Source organism: Paenibacillus sp. CAU 1782, assembly GCF_054551715.1.
The window spans coordinates 1-21,208 of record NZ_JBTOLL010000022.1 but is presented as its reverse complement, the minus strand read 5'-3'; the positions used below and the strand labels follow the sequence as shown (position 1 = coordinate 21,208).

At 51.8% G+C, this 21,208-nt stretch carries 12 protein-coding genes and 1 rRNA gene; 10 read left to right on the top strand and 3 right to left on the bottom strand.

Translation table 11 applies throughout. From position 1 onward, the window contains the following. Window positions 1–204: 204 nt before the first annotated feature. From ACX93W_RS24755 to ACX93W_RS24740, 4 genes are all read left to right on the top strand, one after another. Window positions 205–1,353: a response regulator gene (locus ACX93W_RS24755; RefSeq protein ID WP_459395099.1), complete on the top strand. Its 1,149-nt coding sequence runs from the start codon at window positions 205–207 to the stop codon at window positions 1,351–1,353. A 164-nt stretch (window positions 1,354–1,517) separates the two neighbouring features. Continuing rightward, window positions 1,518–3,521: an excinuclease ABC subunit UvrB gene (gene uvrB, locus ACX93W_RS24750; RefSeq protein ID WP_459395047.1), complete on the top strand. Its 2,004-nt coding sequence runs from the start codon at window positions 1,518–1,520 to the stop codon at window positions 3,519–3,521. A gap of 12 nt (window positions 3,522–3,533) precedes the next feature. Continuing rightward, window positions 3,534–6,413: an excinuclease ABC subunit UvrA gene (uvrA, locus tag ACX93W_RS24745; RefSeq protein WP_459395046.1), complete on the top strand. Its 2,880-nt coding sequence runs from the start codon at window positions 3,534–3,536 to the stop codon at window positions 6,411–6,413. A gap of 119 nt (window positions 6,414–6,532) precedes the next feature. Then, window positions 6,533–6,754: a hypothetical protein gene (locus tag ACX93W_RS24740; protein WP_068685910.1), complete on the top strand. Its 222-nt coding sequence runs from the start codon at window positions 6,533–6,535 to the stop codon at window positions 6,752–6,754. A gap of 163 nt (window positions 6,755–6,917) precedes the next feature. Here the strand turns inward: ACX93W_RS24740 and ACX93W_RS24735 are convergent, their stop codons facing one another. Beyond that, window positions 6,918–7,886: a sugar phosphate isomerase/epimerase family protein gene (locus tag ACX93W_RS24735; RefSeq protein ID WP_459395045.1), complete on the bottom strand. Its 969-nt coding sequence runs from the start codon at window positions 7,884–7,886 to the stop codon at window positions 6,918–6,920. A 228-nt stretch (window positions 7,887–8,114) separates the two neighbouring features. Here ACX93W_RS24735 and ACX93W_RS24730 point away from each other — a divergent pair, with 228 nt between their 5' ends. The 3 genes from ACX93W_RS24730 (at window position 8,115) to ACX93W_RS24720 (ending at window position 12,066) form a co-directional block, all read left to right on the top strand. After that, window positions 8,115–10,649, top strand: a complete 2,535-nt coding sequence (locus ACX93W_RS24730; protein ID WP_459395044.1) for a U32 family peptidase — start codon at window positions 8,115–8,117, stop codon at window positions 10,647–10,649. Window positions 10,650–10,733: 84 nt separating this feature from the next. Beyond that, on the top strand, window positions 10,734–11,459 hold the full coding sequence (gene pcrB, locus ACX93W_RS24725; RefSeq protein ID WP_459395043.1) for a heptaprenylglyceryl phosphate synthase: 726 nt from the start codon (window positions 10,734–10,736) through the stop codon (window positions 11,457–11,459). A gap of 214 nt (window positions 11,460–11,673) precedes the next feature. Further along, a complete protein-coding gene (locus tag ACX93W_RS24720; RefSeq protein ID WP_459395042.1) occupies window positions 11,674–12,066 on the top strand; it encodes a DUF4183 domain-containing protein in 393 nt (130 codons plus the stop codon). 175 nt (window positions 12,067–12,241) lie between these two features. Here the strand turns inward: ACX93W_RS24720 and ACX93W_RS24715 are convergent, their stop codons facing one another. Next, window positions 12,242–12,613 (bottom strand): hypothetical protein, encoded by a 372-nt coding sequence (locus tag ACX93W_RS24715; RefSeq protein ID WP_459395041.1) that lies wholly within the window; start codon window positions 12,611–12,613, stop codon window positions 12,242–12,244. A 182-nt stretch (window positions 12,614–12,795) separates the two neighbouring features. On the opposite strand from ACX93W_RS24715, the gene pcrA reads away from it, so the two are divergent. Beyond that, window positions 12,796–15,222, top strand: a complete 2,427-nt coding sequence (gene pcrA, locus ACX93W_RS24710) for a DNA helicase PcrA (RefSeq protein WP_459395040.1) — start codon at window positions 12,796–12,798, stop codon at window positions 15,220–15,222. A 39-nt stretch (window positions 15,223–15,261) separates the two neighbouring features. Then, window positions 15,262–17,265 carry an NAD-dependent DNA ligase LigA gene (gene ligA / locus ACX93W_RS24705; protein WP_459395039.1) on the top strand — a complete coding sequence of 668 codons (2,004 nt, stop codon included), beginning with the start codon at window positions 15,262–15,264 and terminating at the stop codon, window positions 17,263–17,265. A gap of 350 nt (window positions 17,266–17,615) precedes the next feature. Here ligA and ACX93W_RS24700 read toward each other — a convergent pair whose 3' ends face one another. Then, window positions 17,616–20,561: an insulinase family protein gene (locus tag ACX93W_RS24700; protein ID WP_459395038.1), complete on the bottom strand. Its 2,946-nt coding sequence runs from the start codon at window positions 20,559–20,561 to the stop codon at window positions 17,616–17,618. A gap of 555 nt (window positions 20,562–21,116) precedes the next feature. On the opposite strand from ACX93W_RS24700, the gene ACX93W_RS24695 reads away from it, so the two are divergent. After that, window positions 21,117–21,208 (top strand): 16S ribosomal RNA (locus ACX93W_RS24695); the annotation flags it as partial.

The window sequence follows — 21,208 nt, the reverse complement described above, 5'->3', positions numbered from 1 at the left end:
GGACAATAAGCGAACATATGAGATTATACTGAACACATCTAGACAATTTCTGAACATTAATTTGTCAGAATTTCGTTTACAATGACGAAAAGGACAAACAGTCTGTTTTTGGGACACAACTTTTTGCTATCAGATGCCGTAAATATATAAAGCTAATGTTTTGCAGTTAACAGATTTCGAAATAGAGGTGCTCTACCGTTGAAAATGATGCTTGTAGACGACGAGAGACTGGCTCTTGTCCAATTGGAAAAAGCGTTGCGCTCCATTGCGGAGCCGTTTCTGGAAACGATCGAAATCGTGACCCTGCAAAATCCCGTTGAAGCGATGGAGCTGGCTGAACGTTTTAAGCCGCAGGTAGCGTTTCTGGATATTCATATGCCGGAGCTGTCCGGTCTGCAGGTCGCCGAGCAGCTGCAGGAGCGATTTCCCCATGTCAACATTGTGTTTCTCACGGCTTATGACCACTATGCGATTAAAGCCTTTGAGCTGAACGCGATTGATTATTTGTTAAAGCCGCTCGTCAAGCAGAGGCTGGAGAAAACCTTTCAACGGCTGCTGCTGCGGTCAAGACCGTTACAGGAAAGTCAGAGGGCGGGTCAGGAACGTCAGCCCAAAATGTTGCTCAACTCCCGTACCATTCTTGTCGGGAAGCCGGGCCAGCCTCCGGAGCTGCCGAAATGGCGAACGACCAAGGCGCAGGAGCTTTTTGCCTATTTGCTGATGCGGAGAGGCGAGGCCGTCCATAAATCGACCATTCTGGATCTGATGCTGCCGGAGCTGGATAAGAAGCGGGCCATGACCCAGCTGTACACGGTAATTTATCAGATCAGGCAATGCCTGCAGGCGCTGGATCTGGATGTGACCATCAGCAATGTCAGTATTCAGGAAAGCTATATTCTGAGGCTGGGCGAAAATGTGACCGTTGAATCCGAGCAATGGGAACGCAAAATAACGCAGGCCCGCGAAAACCTTCCCGCAGGTTATGAGGCAATCGCGGAGCTGCTTCAGGAATATGATGGCGGATATCTGCGCGATCATGATTATTTGTGGGCAGAGCACGAGCGGGAGAGAGTCCGGCAGTTATGGCTGGGACAAGCGCGGCAATTGGCAAGCTACCTGGAAGAGCAGAGACGCATGGAGGAAGTGCTTCGGCTGCTGGAGAAAATTCAGGAGACGGACCCGTTTCACGAAGCGGAGGGGCAAGCTGTCTTGACGCTATATGACCGTTTGGGGCAATACGACAGAGTTCTTTCCTATTATAATTATTTGGAGTCGGCGTTCAGAGAAGAGTTGGACCTTCCGATTCCGGCCGGTCTTGCTGCTTGGATGGAGCAGTGGAGAAGCCGGCAGTAGCTTATATTCCCTCAAACCGCCATTGCAATCAATGGCGGTTTGGCGTTATAATGATAGGAACACATATTCTCATTTTGTAAAGAGACTGCATGAATTGAAAATCGACTATACTGTAGCTATAAGCGAAATTCAAATTGATATGAAATGGGCTGGGGGGAATAGAATTGGCTAAAGCCGGGCAAGGAGAAAGCATATTCCAACTGAGGAGCGAGTTTAATCCTCAAGGGGACCAGCCGCGGGCGATCAAGGATCTGGTGGAAGGCGTCAAGGCCGGCAAACGCCATCAGACGCTGCTGGGGGCCACCGGCACAGGCAAAACCTACACCATTGCCAACGCCATAGCGGAGCTGAACCGGCCAACGCTTGTCATCGCCCACAACAAGACGCTGGCGGCGCAGTTGTGCAGCGAGTTCAAGACCTTTTTCCCCGAAAATGCCGTGGAATATTTTGTAAGCTATTACGACTACTATCAGCCGGAAGCGTATATTCCTTCGACGGACACCTTCATTGAGAAAGACTCCAGCATCAATGACGAAATCGACAAGCTCAGACACTCCGCGACAAGCGCATTGTTCGACAGGAGAGACGTCATAATCGTCGCCAGCGTATCCTGCATTTACGGCTTGGGTTCGCCCAAGGAATACGCCAGCCTGGTTTTGTCGCTGAGGGTCGGCATGGAAAAGCCGAGGGACACCATATTGCACAAGCTTGTGGATATTCAATATGCCAGAAATGATATCAGCTTTACGCGGGGCACGTTCCGTGTACGGGGAGACATTATCGAAATATTCCCCGTCGCCAATAACGAACGCGCCATTCGAGTAGAGCTGTTCGGCGATGAAATCGAACGAATCTCCGAGATCGATGTGCTGACGGGCGAAATTGTGGGTGACCGCGAGCATATCGCCATCTTCCCTGCTTCCCACTTCGTTACCCAGGAAGAGACGATGAAGCTGGCGCTGGTTAATATCGAGCGGGAACTGGAGGAGCGGCTGGCGGAATTGCGCGAAGCCGGCAAGCTGCTGGAGGCGCAGCGGCTGGAGCAGCGCACCCGCTATGATCTGGAGATGATGGCGGAGATGGGTTTTTGCTCCGGCATCGAAAACTACTCCGGTCCGCTGACGTTCCGGGAACGGGGGGCAACGCCGTATACGCTTCTGGACTATTTTCCGGAGGATATGCTGGTTGTGATCGATGAATCCCACGTCTCGCTGCCGCAGCTTCGCGCCATGTTCAACGGCGACCGCGCCCGCAAGGAAATGCTTGTTAATCACGGTTTCCGCTTGCCGTCGGCCATGGATAACCGGCCGTTGCGGTTTGAAGAGTTTGAAGGAAAGACCAAGCAACTGATCTACGTTTCGGCGACTCCCGGCCCTTATGAGCTGGAGCATTGCCCTTATATGACGGAGCAGATTATTCGTCCGACGGGTCTGGTTGATCCCATCATCGAAGTACGCCCCACCAAGGGACAAATTGATGATTTGCTGGGCGAAATCAGAGATCGGATGGCGAAGGACGAGAGAGTGCTGGTTACTACCCTTACGAAGAAAATGGCGGAGGATTTGACGGATTACCTGAAAGAGGTCGGCATTAAAGTCCGTTATCTCCACTCCGATATTAAAACATTGGAGCGGCTTGCCATCCTGCGGGATTTGAGGCTTGGCGTTTTTCATGTGCTGGTCGGCATCAACCTGCTCCGGGAAGGCCTGGATTTGCCGGAGGTGTCTCTGGTTACGATCCTGGACGCGGACAAGGAAGGATTCCTGCGCTCCGACCGCTCCCTTATCCAAACGATTGGGCGCGCAGCGCGCAACAGCGAAGGCCGAGTCATTATGTACGGCGATAAAATAACGGATTCCATGGACCGGGCGATGAAGGAAACGGAGAGGCGCCGCGCTATTCAGATGGCTTATAACAGCGAACACGGAATAGAGCCTCAGACTATTCGCAAGCGGGTCCATGATGTCATCGAAGCAACCAAGGTTGCGGAGAGCAAAGCGGACTATCTGGCCGGAGCGGATGGCGGCAAGATGTCCAAGAAAGATCGTCAGTCGCTCATTCAGCGACTGGAAGCAGAGATGAAGGAAGCGGCAAAAGGCCTGCAGTTTGAACGGGCGGCCGAGCTTCGCGACGCGCTGCTGGAGCTGCGCGCAGAAACGGGATCGTAGGAGGAATAACCGGTGGCAAGTGACAAAATTGTAGTTAAAGGCGCTCGCGCCCATAATTTAAAAAATATTGATGTAACGATTCCTCGCGATAAATTCGTCGTGTTGACCGGGCTTAGCGGCTCCGGCAAATCATCGCTTGCATTTGATACCATCTATGCGGAGGGACAACGCAGATATGTGGAATCGCTAAGCGCGTACGCAAGGCAGTTTCTGGGCCAGATGGAGAAGCCGGACGTGGACTCCATCGACGGCTTGTCTCCCGCGATTTCCATCGACCAGAAAACAACAAGCCGCAATCCGCGCTCAACCGTAGGCACCGTCACCGAAATTTACGATTATTTGCGCCTGTTGTTTGCGCGCGTCGGCAGACCCCATTGCCCGGAGCACGGCATTGAAATTTCGTCCCAAACGGTTCAGCAGATGGTAGACCGGATTATGGAATATCCGGAGCGCACTCGCCTGCAAATTATGGCGCCGCTTGTGTCCGGGCGCAAGGGCGAGCATACCAAGCTGTTTGCCGATATTCAGAAGCAAGGTTTTGTTCGTGTTCGCGTGAATGGAGAGCTGCGCGACCTAGGCGAAAAGATCGAGCTGGAAAAGAACAAAAAACACAACATTGAAGTGGTTGTGGACCGTATCGTCATCAAGCCGGACATTCATGCCCGCCTTGCGGATTCGCTGGAAACAGCGTTGAAGCTTGCCGAGGGCCGCGTTCTGGTGGACGTCATGGATCAGGAAGAGCTCTTGTTCAGCTCCAATTTGGCTTGTCCGGAATGCGGCTTCAGCATTCCAGAGCTGGCGCCGCGTATGTTTTCGTTCAACAGCCCATTTGGGGCTTGTCCGGAATGCGACGGTCTCGGCGCCAAAATGATTGTTGACCCGGAGCTGCTGGTTCCTGATTCCAGTAAGAGCATTCAGGAAGGCGCATTTTTGGCCTGGGCAGGCAGCACCTCCAATTATTATCCGCAATTTTTAAGCGCGGTTTGCCAGCACTACGGCATTCCGGAGGATGTTCCGGTTTCGGAATTGGATCAGGAGCATATGAAAAAGCTGATGTACGGAACCGGAGGAGAACGCGTCCGTTTTATATATGAAAACGACTTTGGCCACCGCAAGGAAGCGCATGTGCCGTTTGAAGGGATTGTTAACAATCTGGAGCGGCGTTACCGGGATACGCCGTCGGAATCCATGCGGGAGCATATCGAAGGTTATATGAGCGCCAAACCTTGCGGCACCTGCAAAGGCCAACGGCTGCGCAAAGAAACGTTGGCGGTTACGATCGCTTCCGAAAATATCGCTTATGTAACATCGTTGTCCATCGGCGATGCGCAGCGGTATTTCGATGGACTTTCGCTAACGGAGAAGGAACAGACCATTGCTCACTTGATTCTGAAGGAAATCAACAGCCGGCTTGGCTTCCTTGTAAACGTCGGCCTTGAATATTTGACGCTCAGCAGGGCGGCGGGCACGTTGTCCGGCGGCGAAGCGCAGCGGATCCGCTTGGCGACGCAAATCGGGTCCAGCTTGATGGGCGTTTTGTATATTTTGGATGAGCCAAGCATCGGCTTGCATCAGCGCGACAATGACCGGCTTATCCAGACGCTGGAGCATATGCGCAACCTCGGCAATACGCTGATTGTTGTCGAGCATGACGAAGACACGATGATGGCGGCGGATTATATTATCGATATCGGGCCTGGAGCCGGCATTCATGGCGGACAAGTCATCGCCCAAGGAACGCCTACGGAACTGATGAGCCATGAGGAATCCTTGACGGGACAATATTTGTCGGGACGCAAATTTATCGAGGTACCGCTGCAGCGGCGCGATACCGGCGACAAATGGCTGGAGGTTCGCGGGGCCAAGGAAAATAACCTGCGGAATATTAATGTCAAAATTCCATTGGGTGTATTTACGGCGGTCACCGGCGTGTCCGGTTCCGGCAAATCGACTTTTGTTAATGAAATCTTGTATAAAACGTTAGCCCGCGACTTGAACAGAGCGAAAACCCGTCCAGGACAATACAAAGAACTTCGCGGCCTGGAGCATCTGGAGAAGGTCGTTGACATTGACCAGTCCCCGATCGGCCGGACACCGCGCTCCAACCCGGCTACGTATACCGGTGTTTTTGACGATATCCGCGACTTGTATGCCAATACGACCGAATCCAAAGTGCGCGGCTACAAAAAGGGCCGGTTTAGCTTTAACGTCAAAGGCGGGCGCTGCGAAGCTTGTCGGGGGGACGGCATTATTAAGATTGAAATGCATTTCCTGCCTGACGTTTATGTACCTTGTGAAATTTGCAAGGGAGAACGCTATAACCGTGAGACGCTTGAAGTCCGCTATAAGGGGAAAAACATCGCGGATGTATTGGATATGACGATTGAAGACGGCTGTGCTTTCTTTGAAAATATTCCGCGCATTCACCGCAAAATCAAAACGTTGATGGATGTTGGCTTGGGTTATATGAAGCTGGGCCAGTCCGGCACAACCTTGTCCGGCGGCGAAGCGCAACGCGTGAAGCTGGCTGCTGAGCTGTACCGCCGCAGTACAGGCAAAACGCTCTACATCCTGGACGAGCCGACTACAGGCTTGCATGTTCATGATATCGACCGGCTTCTTGACGTTCTTCATCGTCTGGTAGAGTCGGGCGAGTCGGTCTTGGTCATTGAGCATAATCTGGATGTTATCAAAACAGCGGATTATTTAATTGACCTTGGTCCTGAAGGGGGCAGCGGCGGCGGTACTATCGTGGCTGCCGGTACACCGGAAAAGGTTGTTGAGGTGGAAGGCTCCTACACAGGCCGTTATCTTAAGCCGGTCCTTGAGCGTGATCGCGAAAGAACAGAAAACCGTTATAAGAGCAAGGAGCAGGTAGGTTCCAATTCTTAGATGTGACAAATTTGTTACGAAAATGTTTCAGACTTGCATCAGAAGCGGCGAAACGATAACATAGACTCAGACTAGACTACGCTGAAATAAGGCTGCGTGTCATTAAGAGGGGGTCCCTTATGTTTCTCGCTGAGGAAGCAGTAAAGTCGGCTGGTTTGAATATTGATCCGTTTGACTGGTTTATGCTGGCCTTTACGGTTATTATTGCAATCGGCTTTGTTCGTCTTGTGACGGCGCGGCCAAGAAAAAATGTATTTGCGATCGGGTTTACTACGGTGGCTTTAGGTTTGTTCTTGTTTATCGATTACGTGATGATTTTTAAAGTTTGGCCGGCTGGTTAAGGAAAGCTGAACCTATGACTGTGTTACAGCAGTCATTATGGACAGCTGCGCACAAAAAAAGTTCCGCGGTAGCGGAACTTTTTTTGTTGCCACGCATAACTACATCCTCGCAAGATCTCGTCAGTCAGAGGTTATCATCTTGCGTAGATGCTGTAGCGGAGGATTAAACCCACCACATCTCGCCAAGCGGCTCCGTGATCAGAACCTGCTTAAGGTTTTGAACCGCTTTGGTGAAGCCTTCGTCAACGGACATAAGGCCGTCTTCATGCTCGATGCTGACCACATAATCATAGCCAACCAGACGCAATGCGCTAATAATATCAGCCCATACTTTAAGATCATGTCCGTAACCAACGGTGCGGAACTGCCAAGCACGATCCAGCATCAGCGCGTAGGATTGCATATCCGTTACCCCGTGTTTATTTACGTTTACGGGATCGATCGTTGTATCCTTGGCATGGAAATGATGGATCGCGCCTTCGCGGCCCAAAATATGAATGGCTTGTACAGGATCAATGCCTTGCCACCACAGATGGCTTGGATCAAGGTTAGCGCCGATGGCTTTGCCGGCTGCCTCGCGAAGGCGGAGCAGGGTGCCTGGGCTATGAACGGAAAAGCCGCCATGCAGCTCAAGTCCGATTTTTACGCCTGCGCTTTCAGAGATGGAGCCTATTTCGGACCAATAAGGAATAACCTTTTGCTCCCATTGCCATTTCAGGATGTCCTGGAAGTCATTAGGCCATGGAGCTACCGGCCAGTTCGGGTATTTGGCATCCTCGTGATCGCCTGGGCAACCCGAGAATGTATTTACAACGCCAACCTCAAGACGGTTGGCCAGCTCAATCGTTTTGCGAATAGCGCTGTCGTGCTCGCTGGAAATGGCTTTTTGCGGATGCAGTGGGTTGGCATGGCAGCTAAGCGCGCTGATGATCAAACCGCGGGATTCCACGGCGTGCTTAAACGCTTTCAGTTTGCCAGCGTCTGCAAGCAAAGTGTCGGGATCGCAGTGCGCGTTGCCGGGATATCCGCCGGTTCCGATTTCAACAGCGTTAAGCCCTTTGGAAGCAATATAATCGAGTGCATCTTCCAATGATTTTTGTGCAAACAAGACGGAAAAAACGCCTAATTTCATTTTGAAGTTACCTCCCTGATCCTTTAGCCGGATTAGATTTAAAAATCACTATCAGTATATCATTTTTGTGGAGAACGTACATGTCAGGACATTCATTTGAGCAAAATCGCATAACAAATGGACAAAAGAAGGCACATGCTGAATCTGCCAGTAAGCAATGGTGGATTAGGAGCGATAGCTTTGCTAAACTATAACAAGAAAAGAGCGTTTTGAGAGGATACTGAGATCATGACATCTACAGCATTAACAAGAATGGATATAGAGCTGCTGGCGCCCGCCGGAGATTGGGAATGTATGCGGGCAGCCGTGGCCAACGGCGCTGATGCCGTATTTTTTGGCGTGGAAAAATTCAATGCGCGCGCCCGCGCCAACAACTTCCGCAGCGAGGAACTGCCGGAAATTATGGCGTTCCTGCATACCTATGGCGTTAAGGGATTTTTGACCTTCAACATCCTTGTGTTTGAGGATGAGCTGAGGGATGCGCAGCAATTGATCGACATGTGCATAGACGCTGGCGTAGACGCGGTCATTGTGCAGGATCTTGGGCTGGTCAAGCTGATTCGGGAGATGTCTCCGGATTTTCCGATCCACGGTTCCACGCAAATGACGATTACGTCTCCCGAAGCGGTCGAGTTTACAAAGCCGTTTGGCATGGAGCGGGTTGTACTGGGACGGGAAAACAACCTGAAGCAAATTCGTACGATCGGGGATCAAGCCAAACTGCCGATGGAGGTTTTTGTGCATGGAGCCCTGTGCGTCTCCTATTCCGGTCAATGCTTGACGTCGGAAATGTGGGGCGGACGCTCTGCGAATCGGGGAGAATGCGCGCAGGCATGCCGCCTTCCCTACGATTTGATGGTGGACGGCGTCCATCAGCCAATGGGGGATATTGCTTATTTGCTGTCGCCCAAAGATTTGGCGGCAATTGATCTGGTGCCCGAGCTGATTGAAGCCGGCGTCACCTCCTTTAAAATAGAGGGCAGACTCAAAAGCCCGGAATATGTAGCCAATGTCGTGAGCAAATACCGCAAGGCGATCGACCTCTATTTTGACGGCGACAAGTCCAGACCATCCAAGGAGGAAATCCGCGAGCTTCAGCAAAGCTTTTCGCGCGGATTCACGCACGGGTTCCTGGATGGGACCAATAACAAACAGCTGGTGGAAGGAACCTTCCCCAAAAGCCGGGGCGTTTACCTCGGAAAAGTTGAACGAGTGATGCGCGATGCCGTCACCGTTCGTTTGGAGGCCCCGCTGAAGCGTGGAGACGGGATTGTATTCGATGCCGGCGATCCGACCAAAAAGGAAGAGGGCGGGCGCGTGTACGACGTTCGCCGCCAAGGAGTCAAGCTGGAGGGGGAAGCGCCGGAGGGCGTTTTGATCGAGCTGGTTCCGGGACGCAGCGATGTCGACCTTCGCAAAGTGCATGTCGGAGACCGTGTATGGAAAACGAACGACCCCGCGCTCGACAAGCGTTTGCGGGCAAGCTTTGAGACCGAAAAGCCCTACCGCGTATTTCCTCTGTCCGTGCGCGTCACTGGTTCGGCAGGCGAACCGATGCGTACCTGGTGGAGCGACGTCCAGAAGGGCACAACCGTCGAGCTGCAATCAGAGCTGCTGCTTGAACAGGCACAGAAACGTCCGATGGATGCAGCGTTATTGGAAGATCAGCTTGGCCGGCTGGGCGGGACCGTATATCAGCTTGAGGAATTGCAAGTCGACCTTGCAGGCGATGTGATTCTGCCGATCCGGGAACTGAATCGTTTGCGTCGCGAAGCGGTCGAGCAGTTGGCTGGGAAGCGGCCGCTGCCTCCCGTTTATATCAAACATGAGGTCGACGCCTTTGCCGATACGGCGAAGTCTTCGGACAACGGCAGAGGATTGCTTGAGCCTGTCAGCGGCAAAAGCGCAAAGCTTGCAGCGTTGTGCCGAAATGTAGAGCAGGTAGAAGCGGCGCTGGAGACCGACGTTGCTTATATCTACGCCGACTTTGAATTCATCAAGCAATTCCCTGCCGCCGTTCAAGCTGCGCGCCGGGCTGGCAAACCTATCGCGCTGGCAACTCCGCGCATCCATATGCCGGGAGAAAACGGCTACCATGCCAATATATTAAAGCTGCAGCCGGACGCCGTTTTGGTGCGGAATACGGGCGCTTTGTATTATTACTTGAGGGCTCGGGCTTCGCAGCCGGATGCGCCGTTTCCGAAGCTGATCGGCGACTTCTCGCTGAACGCGGCTAATCATAAAGCGATTAAACTGTTTACGGAAGCCGGATTGGATCTGGTGACTCCGTCTTATGACTTGAACATTCAGCAAATGGTTGATTTGCTGGAACACGCCGATACGTCGGCCGTCGAAGTCGTAATCCATCAGCATCTCCCGATGTTCCATACGGAGCATTGCGTATACTGCACTTTTATGAGCGAAGGCACCAACTACACGAACTGCGGCCGTCCGTGCGAAGAGAAGCGTGCTTCCTTGCAAGACCGGATCGGCATGTCGCATCCGGTACGCGTAGACGAGGGCTGCCGCAATACGGTTTACAACGCCATCGAGCAATCCGGCGCGGAATACATCTCCAACTTTGTTTCTCTTGGCGTCTCCCACTACCGCGTGGAGTTTCTGGAGGAGAGCGGAGACAAGGTGAAAGAGGTTCTGAAGCTGTACCGGGATGCGTTGGATGGCAAAATTACCGGCACCAGCGTATGGCGCAATCTTAAAGCAACGAACCAGCTTGGCGTTACGCGCGGGCAGCTTGTGAAGTAGGCTAAACCTGCCTGTCAAATATAAGGAAGAGTTACTGAGAGTTACTGGGCCGAGTATGCGGCTCTGGGGAAAGTGGGCAATTTTATGATGGGAGAACAAGGATTCACATCCCGCGAAAGCGGGTCCTGGTACGGGCAGTGGCGGCATGTCTTCAAGCTGGATCCCGAACGGGAGATATCCGATAACGATCTTGAAGCTGTATGTCTGTCCGGAACGGATGCGATCCTGCTAGGCGGCTCAAGCGGCGTTACGTTTAGCAACACGGTTGAGCTCATGTCGAGAGTCCGTCGTTACGAAGTGGATTGCGCGCTTGAAGTATCTACGCTGGACGGAGCCGTGCCGGGATTTGACGGCTATTTTGTCCCCGTTGTGCTGAATACGGACAAGCCGGAATGGATTATGGGGAACCAGCTTCGCGGACTTGAGGAATACGGCGCGTTTATTCCCTGGGAGTCGACGGCTGGACAAGGTTATATTATTTTGAATGGGGACTCCACGGTTGCTCGTTTGACGTCTGCGAAGACGGAGATCAGCCAATCGCAGGTCATTGCCCACGTCGCAATGGCCGATAAACTGATGCGGCTGCCGGTAGTCTATATTGAATACAGCGGACGTTTTGGCGATATGGAGCTGCTGAAACGGCTGCGGCCCCTGATCAGCCAGGCCAGGCTTTTCTACGGCGGGGGTATTGATAATGCCGAAAAAGCGGCTGCCGCCGCGAAATATGCCCATACCGTCGTAGTTGGCAATATTGTCTACAGCAATCTGGAGGCGGCATTATCGACGGTTGACGCGGTTAAGCAGGCTTAAACGCGCGATGCGGTGAGCGGCTTGAAGCGGCGAGCAGGAGTTAGCTTTTAGTCTGCGCTCAAAGTCAATATTCCCACGGTTTGTGAAATCGCGGAACGCTGCCACGCCGGGCAAAGAGCCGGACAACAGCGGATAAGGACGGATATCGTCCTTATTTCCAGCCCGTTCTGCATAAAATGGCATAACCGAAAACGTGCCAGGCAGAGGTGAAGGGATGGGCCAACGATGCAGGAGATCAACGGAAGCGCGAACAAAACGGCGTTGCGGACCGGCGAAAAGGCGGCTTTTCAAACGAAGAAGACATAAGGCGATAAAGCGCGCCCTGAAAACAAAAGTATTTTATTATTATGCGGTTGGTGATGGAGAATCGAGCCAATTTACGCTTGCCGATGCTACGCCTGGTTATGACAACAGGCTGCCCGATTCCCGGAAGATGTCGTTCATTAACGTATTCGTGGACGGAATGCTTCAGCCTCCGAACGTTTACCGGCTGGAGCCGGGCAAGCTCAGCTTTAGTTCTCCACCGGTCAACAATGCCGTTATCATTGCTCAATTTATTTCTATTTTCAAGGATCGGTGTATTTCTCGAAAAAACGCCACGGCATAATGAACGGCGTTTTTAGGGGCAAGGTAAATAGCGGTCTGTCCCAGCTCCGCGCATGCATCGCAAACGCGATACTGCAAAAGCCGGACAAAAGCCTTCCGGCCCGCGCATAACATAAAACGGGCGAGGAAGGCTTTTTGCTGTTGCTAGTGGCTTCAATGCTGTGAAAAATACTGCGTTAGACGGTAGTCGTAACGACTTCGAAAATCGTAAACACGACGCGGGCTCCTGCGGGAATTACGGCTGCAGACGCGGAAGTCAAAGACAATACGGTGTCCGTTGCGCTGGTTACCAGTTCTTCCTCCTGCACCTGCCCGTCTACAATCAGCTGGTAGGCGTAAACCGTGCCGGCGGGCGGAGTGCTAATATCAACGGCAAACTCGGTGATCGTGGCGCCGTTGTCGTCCGCCCAGGTTTCCTCTCCGGGACCGATGTCCGTAGCCGTAGCGGCAGGAAGCGTAATGCCTCCTGCGGGAGCTTGAAGGAAGTAGTTGTAAATGGAGTAATCAACGGTAACCGACAGGGCGCGGGGCAAAATCAGACTAGCCATTCCTCATCACCTCCTATTATCCCAGTAGATGCTGGCCGAGACTTGCCTGAACCGGACAAACGGCATGCGGCAGCGGCCTTTCAGGGACTGGCGGCTTATTTTGCGGGAGGAAATTGACACGCAGTGCGGTGTTGTCTAAACTGTGGATAGGCGAACAAAATGGCGAACAAAGGAGTTCTATCATGTTTAATCATATCGGGATCGAGCAGGCTGTCCAAAACCTGAATCCACCCCAGCGGGAAGCGGTTCAGGCCACGGATGGACCGTTGCTTATTATGGCCGGAGCGGGAAGCGGCAAGACGCGCGTATTAACGCATCGTATCGCATACCTTATCGAAAAAAAACGGGTAGCGCCATGGAGCATTCTCGCCATCACGTTTACGAATAAGGCTGCCAGGGAAATGTCGGACAGAGTGGGCTCCCTTGTTGGACCTTCCGGCAGGGATATATGGGTTTCCACCTTTCACTCCATGTGCGTCCGCATCTTGCGCAAAGATATCGAGCGGATCGGCTACTCCTCCAACTTCACAATACTGGATTCCTCCGACCAGCTTTCGGTTATCCGCAATTGTATGAAAGATTTGAAGATCGACACCAAAAAAATAGAGCCTAAAGCCGTTCAGGCAACGATAAGCTCTGCTAAAAACGAGCTGATTTCCGTAAAGCGCTACGGCGAAAAAGCCGGGGATTATTACGAGGAGATCGTCGAAAAGGTATATAGCATGTACCAGAAGCGCCTAAAAGGCAATAACTCTCTGGACTTTGACGATCTGATCATGAAAACCATCGACTTATTCAAGGAAATGCCGGAAGTGCTGGAATTTTATCAAAATAAATTTCGCTACATTCACGTGGATGAGTATCAGGATACGAACCGCGCCCAATATATGCTTTGCCGCATGCTGGCGGACAAACATCACAACATATGCGTAGTCGGCGACAGCGACCAGTCCATCTACCGCTGGCGCGGCGCTGACATCACCAACATCCTCAATTTCGAGGGCGATTATCCCGAAGCTCGGACCATTATGCTGGAGCAGAATTATCGCTCCACTTCTAATATTTTGGATGCGGCCAACGCCGTCATTTCCCTGAATAGCGGCCGCAAGCCCAAAAACCTGTGGACCAGCCAAGGTCCCGGCGATCTCATCCGGCTATACCAGGCGGACTCCGAGCATGACGAGGGTTATTTTGTAACGGGAGAAATACTGAAAAATACAGGCAGAGGCCGCAAATTCGGCGACCATGCCATCCTGTACCGGACCAATGCGCAATCCCGGGTTATCGAGGAAACGCTCATTAAATCGGATATCCCTTATCAAATTGTCGGGGGTATCAAGTTCTACGACCGCAAAGAGATCAAGGATCTATTGGCTTACCTGCGCTTGATCTCCAATCCCGATGACGATATCAGCCTTACGCGGATCATTAATGTGCCGAAGCGGGGTATTGGAGATACAACGGTGGGCAAGCTTGAGGAAGAGGCTGCTCGCAGAGGCGTATCCGTTTATCGCGTGTTGTCCGATCTCGGAGAGCTGGATATCAATAGCCGCACGCGCTCCTTGCTGGCGGACTTTTTTGAACTCGTCTACAACTTGACGGCCATGGTGGATTATTTGACCGTGACGGAGCTGACGGAGAAAGTGCTGGAGCTGTCGCAATACCGCTTGGAGCTGCAGCGCGAGAATACGCTAGAGTCCAAGGCGAGAATCGAAAATATTGACGAGTTCCTGTCGGTGACGCAAGACTTCGAAGAACGGAATGAAGACAAGTCGCTTGTATCCTTCCTGACCGATTTGGCCCTGATCGCAGATATCGACTCCATGGGCAAGGACGAGGAAGACAAGGATCAGCCCGACGATGCCGTCGTGCTGATGACGATGCATAGCGCCAAAGGATTGGAGTTTCCGATTGTTTTCATCATCGGGATGGAAGAAAGCGTATTTCCGCACAGCCGAGCCTTGACCGACAATGAAGAGCTGGAAGAGGAGCGGCGTCTGGCATACGTGGGCATTACGCGGGCAGAGGAAAGACTGTATCTGACTTGTGCCCGAATGCGGACTCTGTTTGGCCGAACGAATATGAATATGCCTTCCCGGTTCCTGCAGGAAATTCCCGAAACGGTCAGGGAAGGCGGATCCTCGCAGGGCGGAGGATATTCCGGGCAGTCGGGGCATACCATCGGAGGCAGATCCGGCGGGCAGTTTGGAGCTTCGTCGAGAAGCGGAAGCCAAGGCGCATCGGGATCATGGTCCGGCAGGGGCGGTTCCGCCCAATCGCCCAACCGGGATGGCAAACCTGCTGCTTCCGGATTTGGCGCAGGAAGACCAGCCGGATCGACAGGAGCCGGCGGAACCTCCAGAGGCAGAGTTACTGTTACAACGCCGCTTGACGCCGCAGCGAAAAAAGCGGCGGGAGCACCGGCGGCAAATGGAGGAGGAAGCGTCTCCTATGGCGCGGGCGATCGCGTTTCCCATGGCAAGTGGGGCGAGGGAACCGTCGTATCTGTCAAAGGGACGGGGCAGGACATGGAATTGCAGATTGCATTCCCTGCTCCGGTAGGCATCAAGCGCCTGCTTGCCAGCTTTGCCCCCATCACCAAGTTGTGATGCCGGGTATCATTGATTTATGAGGGGAGACATGGCGTTATGGAGCCTTTAGCTCGGATGCAAGAGCTTGTGGAGCAAATTACGGAGCACAATTATTATTACTATACAATGGATCAACCCCGGATCAACGATGCGGATTATGACAAGCTGTACGATGAACTGGTAGCGTTGGAGAAGGAAACGGGACAGGTGTTGCCGGATTCTCCCACGCTAAGGGTGGGCGGCGAGCTGCTGAAGGGCTTTTTGCCGCATCGTCATCGGGCGAGATTGTGGAGCTTGGATAAAGCACAGAATCAAGAGGATTTGCTGGCGTGGCATAATCGGGTTGTAAAAGCCGTCACGGACTATAATGCCAAAAACCCTGATGTCGAGCCGCTGCCTCATCCCGCTTATGTCATCGAGCTGAAGTTTGATGGCTTGACGTTGAACTTGACCTATGAAAACGGCGAGTTGATCCAGGCGTCGACACGCGGCAATGGCACTGTAGGCGAAGGCATATTGCAGCAAGTCCGCACGATCCGTTCCGTACCCCTCTCAATTCCATTTGCGGATGGGATTATTGAAGTGCAGGGAGAAGGCATAATGGGCTTGTCCGTGCTGGCCAAATATAACGAAACGGCGGTTGAGCCGCTTAAAAATGCCCGGAATGCGGCAGCCGGCGCGTTGCGCAACCTGAATCCCGCCATTACCGCTCAGCGGAAGCTGGATGCCTTTTTCTACAATGTTGGTTTTGCCGAAGGCGTCGCTTTTCAGGATCATGCCGAAATGCAGCAATTTTTGCGAGACAACCGCTTCCGGGTGAATCCGTATGTAAAATATGCAGCAACCATAGAGGAAGTTCAAGCCGAGCTCGTCGATATAGAGTCGAAGAGGCATACGTTTGATTTTCTGATCGACGGAGCGGTCGTAAAGGTAACGGATATGCGCACTCGCGAGGCGCTGGGGTATACCGACAAGTTTCCCCGGTGGGCGGTTGCGTTTAAATTTGAAGCGGAGGAAGCGGCTACCGTGCTGCAGTCCGTTTCCTGGGAAGTAGGCCGTACCGGTAAAATAACGCCGGTTGCGCGCGTCGAGGCTGTTGAGCTGGCGGGCGTTACCGTACAAAACTGTACGCTGAACAATATCGGCGATATTGAGCGTAAAGGCCTGAAGCATGCGCTTGGCACCTTGGTGTCCATCCGCCGCTCCAACGATGTTATACCCGAAATTTTGGGCAAGGCCGATGAAGAGCAGGGCGAGGAGATCCTTTTTCCAACGGTTTGTCCGTCCTGCGGCTTGGAATTGGAGCAGCGCGGAGCCCATCTGTTCTGCAATAACAAGCTTGGCTGCCGGCCGCAAATTATCGGGCGCATTACGCATTTTGCTTCGCGCGACGCCATGGATATCGAATCCTTCAGCATTATGACGGCGGAACAGCTTTATGACGACTGCGAAGTCCGCGATCCCGCTGATTTGTTTGGCCTGGCATTTGATGATTTGATCAAGCTGGAGCGGTTTGGTGAAAGAAAAGCGCAAAAGCTGCTGGAGGCGCTCGAAAAATCAAAAAGCCGCGAGTTAGCTGCCTTTTTGTTCGCTTTGGGTATTCCCAACACAGGCAAAGCCACGACAAAAATGCTCGCCGATCATTATCGCGGCCTGGATGCGGTAATGGCTGCTACGGCAGAGGAGCTTGTGGGGCTTCCTGATGTTGGTTCTATCGTTGCGGACAGCATCGTTGGTTTCTTCCGTGATCCTATTATGGCAGACAGCATCGCAAGAATGCGCGGATATGGTGTAAAAGCGGAGGCGGAGGAAGCTCCTGTCGTTCGCGTCGACAGTGTATTCAGCGGCAAAACGGTGGTGCTCACCGGTACGCTCCCTACTCTGACGCGGGATGAGGCTGCTCGGATGCTTGAGGCTAACGGCGCCAAAATTTCCGGCAGCGTCTCTAAAAAGACCGATTTTGTGCTTGCGGGCGAAAATGCCGGCAGCAAGCTGACCAAAGCGGAATCGCTGGGCGTTACGGTCATTTCCGAAGAGGAAATGCTGGAAATGCTGAAGTAGGCAGGGACTGCAAACAAGACTCCTTGCCAAATCAATGGAGTGTTGTCAGAGAGAGCGGCTACTAGTTCCGTTACCAGTTCGCTACTTAGTCAGGCAAACAGTCCAGCGCTGAATTCTTGATTGAGTCATGATAACTAAACAAAGCGCTTACTGATAGCAATAAAGTTGAAAAAAGGTGCCCCTTCATACCGACATGGTCAGAAGGGACACCTTTTGTGGTTATAATGATGTGTATTGATGTGTATTGATGTGTAATTGCTAATCGCATCTTTCACATCGCTACTGTATCACTGGTCGTTACCTCTCATTTCCCCCGCACACCCTGTTTTCTTCTCTTAGCTGCTTATGTCTTATTCGTTTTCCTTTGCAGCGTGCGTTTGGATTAGGTTTGGTGTGGAATCGAAGAGATCGCGCGCCTGTGCAATTTTGTTTTCGTTGCCGATTACGCAACGATGTCCCTGCTCCAGCAGTTTTTCAGTCAAAGGCGCAAAGGCAGCGATATTTTCAGCCGTTGCCGATAACACTTCGTCGCGCTCCTTCTGCAAATCGGCCTCTGTTACGTTGGATAAATAGCAGGCAAGCGCAAACTCGCCTTCGCCGCGCGGCGTTTTTGGCATATCCAGCTTCTGAATGGCGCCGATAATATAACGAGTCATCTCTTGCTCGTCTGCTTTGAATTTCCTCAGGTATGACGGGATTTCTTCGTATACCTTGTAGCTCTGCTCCAGATTGGGGTCGCGGTAGGAAGCAAAATAGCTGTCGCCGTTGCGCTGGAAGCCAGCCATGCATCCATAGGCGCCGCCTTTGGCGCGAATTTGATTCCACAGATAGTCTAGCGAGAGAATACCCTCCAGAACCTTAAGGTCTCCCGTATAGCCGTAGCCATCGTTCCTGAAGTTTCCGGTTTGGGCGACATATTGCACCTCGGATGAGGTTTTAATGCCTTCACGCCTATGTGCGGAGTTAAAAGCAGCCGCCTTTGGACGTTCTCCCTGAGAGGACAATTTTTGAGCAAAAGAGGTCGTCAATTCCTCTACCCCCTCATACCCTGCATCATCCGACGTGTAGCTGACCAGCAAGTTCTCCGGGCGGAAAACGACCGCAATCAGTTCCTTCAGGCCGGAGGAAAGCTCTCCTTTTCTGGCCGCAAAGTTGGCATGCAGCTCCTCCAGCCAATGATAGAAGGCAATGCCGGCCGTTGCTTCGCGGAAGGCGGCCGACGGAGAATGATTCGCGGAGGATCTTCGAATGCCCGCAACATGCCCGCCGCTAATGAGATCGCTCTGAAGCTGCCCTTTGAGCTGGGAGACGATTTCAAGAAGTCTTTTGCTATCATCCAGGTTGGAGGTTTGAATGATCTCTTCCATTATCGAAAATGCAAATCCAAGCTTGTCGTACAATACCTTGGCATCAAACTCCAACAGTCCGCTATATTCCTTTGGATCATTGGCGTTATTGAACGTTTTCAGCCTGACCGCGATCCCGCCGGAGTTCAAATTAATTTCATTCGCCAGTTCACTGAAAGCATAGTTTTTTGTATCCACAAAACTCAGGACGTGCGGCAAAAGGCCAAGGAACGGCAGCAAATGCCGAGGCGTCTCCTTAACGTCAAAGAGCAGCTTCAGATAGCCGATTCCATTGCTGTACACAGGATGATGCAGAATGGTTGTTCCATTGTTTTCATGCACCTTCAACTGCAAGGAAGACGCCTGCGGCTTAATATCCGATTTGGCCAAAAGCGGAATGCAATCCTGCTGTTCCCGAGTCGAAGGTTCGTTTTGATAAGCTTCGAGCTGCTTTGTTTTTTGAACCATTTCCACAAGTTGTTCGTGGTTCAGTCCGTCCTTCAAAGATTTTAACCGGGCCTGAAGAGCTGCTTCCTTGCGTTCCCCCAGACCGTGATCCGGTATGCCGGCAACAAAGGAAACATGACTGTTATTGAGCAAATATTGCTCTACCAATTGCTCGAAATAACCTTCGTCCACCTTTTGCCGCAGACGATTGTACACTTCATTGGCTTCAAGATAGGTGAATGGGGCGTTATCGTCGTAAAGCCAGCTTTTTAGCGCGCTAAAATTGTAGACAAGTCCCTTCGGCATATTTCCGTAGTCGGCTTCTCTATGTTTAAACTCCCGGGAGTTAATGCCCGCCAGCAGCGATTTTTTGTCAAAGCCGTCCTTCACGATTCGCTGCAGCACCTCGGTCAACGTATCCAGGAACGTCTCCTTGCTCGACAGGTTGCTCTGTTTTAACGTAACCGTAAATACGGGCTGATATATGCTGTCGTTGTAGCTGCCGTATACATCTCCGGCAATGCCCTTGTCCAGCAGCGCTTGCGTCAACACCGCACCCGGGGCGTCCAGCAAAGCGTAAAGCAATATTTTGAAAGCGATGGACAATTCCTGATCGAGGCTGGTGCCGACAACGGCGCTGCAGGTCAAAAAGCTGTTGTCGATTTCCGGCTCCGAGCTTCCGGCGGAGTATGGAATGACGATGTCGGCACGTTCCGGGGGAGGCGCCTGTAAGGGAATGGCGGAGTCAACAACGATCCCTCTATCGAAATCGCTCAAATAGGCTTCATCCAGCCAAAGCAGCTTTTGCTCCACATCCATATCCCCATACAAATATATGTAGCTGTTGGAAGGGTGGTAGTAACGAGTGTGGAAGTCCAGCAAATCCTGATAGGTCAAGTCCGTAATATATTCGGGCAAGCCGCCAGACTCGTAACCGTACGTCGTATCCGGGAATAGCGCGTTTAACGTCTTTTGGTATACGACATCTTCGGCAGAGGAAAAGACGCCTTTCATTTCATTGTATACGACGCCATTATAAGTAATCTCTCCATCCTCCGATTGAAGCTCGTAATGCCAGCCTTCCTGAAGAAACGTTTCTTCCCTGTTATAAATGGCGGGATGCAGGACGGCGTCCAGATAAACATCCATCAGGTTTTGAAAATCTTTGTCGTTGCGGCTGGCAACGGGATAGACGGTTTTATCGGAAAACGTCAAGGCATTCAAAAACGTGTTAAGAGAACCCTTCAGCAATTCAACAAAAGAGTCCTTGGCCGGAAATTTTCGCGAACCGCACAATACTGCATGTTCAAGAATATGCGCTACGCCGGTATGATCGTTTGGAGGCGTACGAAAACCGATGCTGAATACCTTGTTGTCGTCCTTGTTGGATAACACAACAATTTTGGCGCCGGATTTTTTGTGCTCAAGCAGATAACCCTGTGACTGCAATTCCTTAATATTCTGTTCCTGTATAAGCCGATAAGGCTGAAGCTGATGGACCATGGCAGAATTCCTCCCTCAATAATTTTATTCGGGCCTCGATAAAAGCGAAGTGAGCGTAGCTCATTCATAAACAGCAGCTTTGAAAAAGCGGCTTCCAAGAAAAGTATACGCCTTTGCCGGCTTGCGTTACAATATATGCACATCTCGGCGAAAATACGGATGCTTAATCATCTAAGTCGGATTCACTCGCTTTCGAAAGGCTGCTCTCCGTAGGTTTTAAGAAGGAGATATGAGGCGGCAATCAGTCCTGCAATGAATCGAGAAAAGAATTTTAAAATAATGCTTGCGTTCCTTTTGTGGATATGGTACATTATTTCTTGTCGCTTCTGAGACATCAACAAAACAGTGACAAGCGAGAATAAAAAACGCTTGACACTGAATTGAGAAGCTGATAAAGTATACAGACGCCGCGAGAAATTGCGGAAGACAAGTTCTTTGAAAACTGAACAAATGGATCATGTCATAATCCAATGACAAAAGATAACGTCGAATTGGACGGGCCTAGCCGGTTCAATGAAACGTTAAGCTAGTTAAGTAATGAGCAAGTCAAACACTTTTATGGAGAGTTTGATCCTGGCTCAGGACGAACGCTGGCGGCGTGCCTAATACATGCAAGTCGAGCGGAGTTGATGAGGTGCTTGCACCTC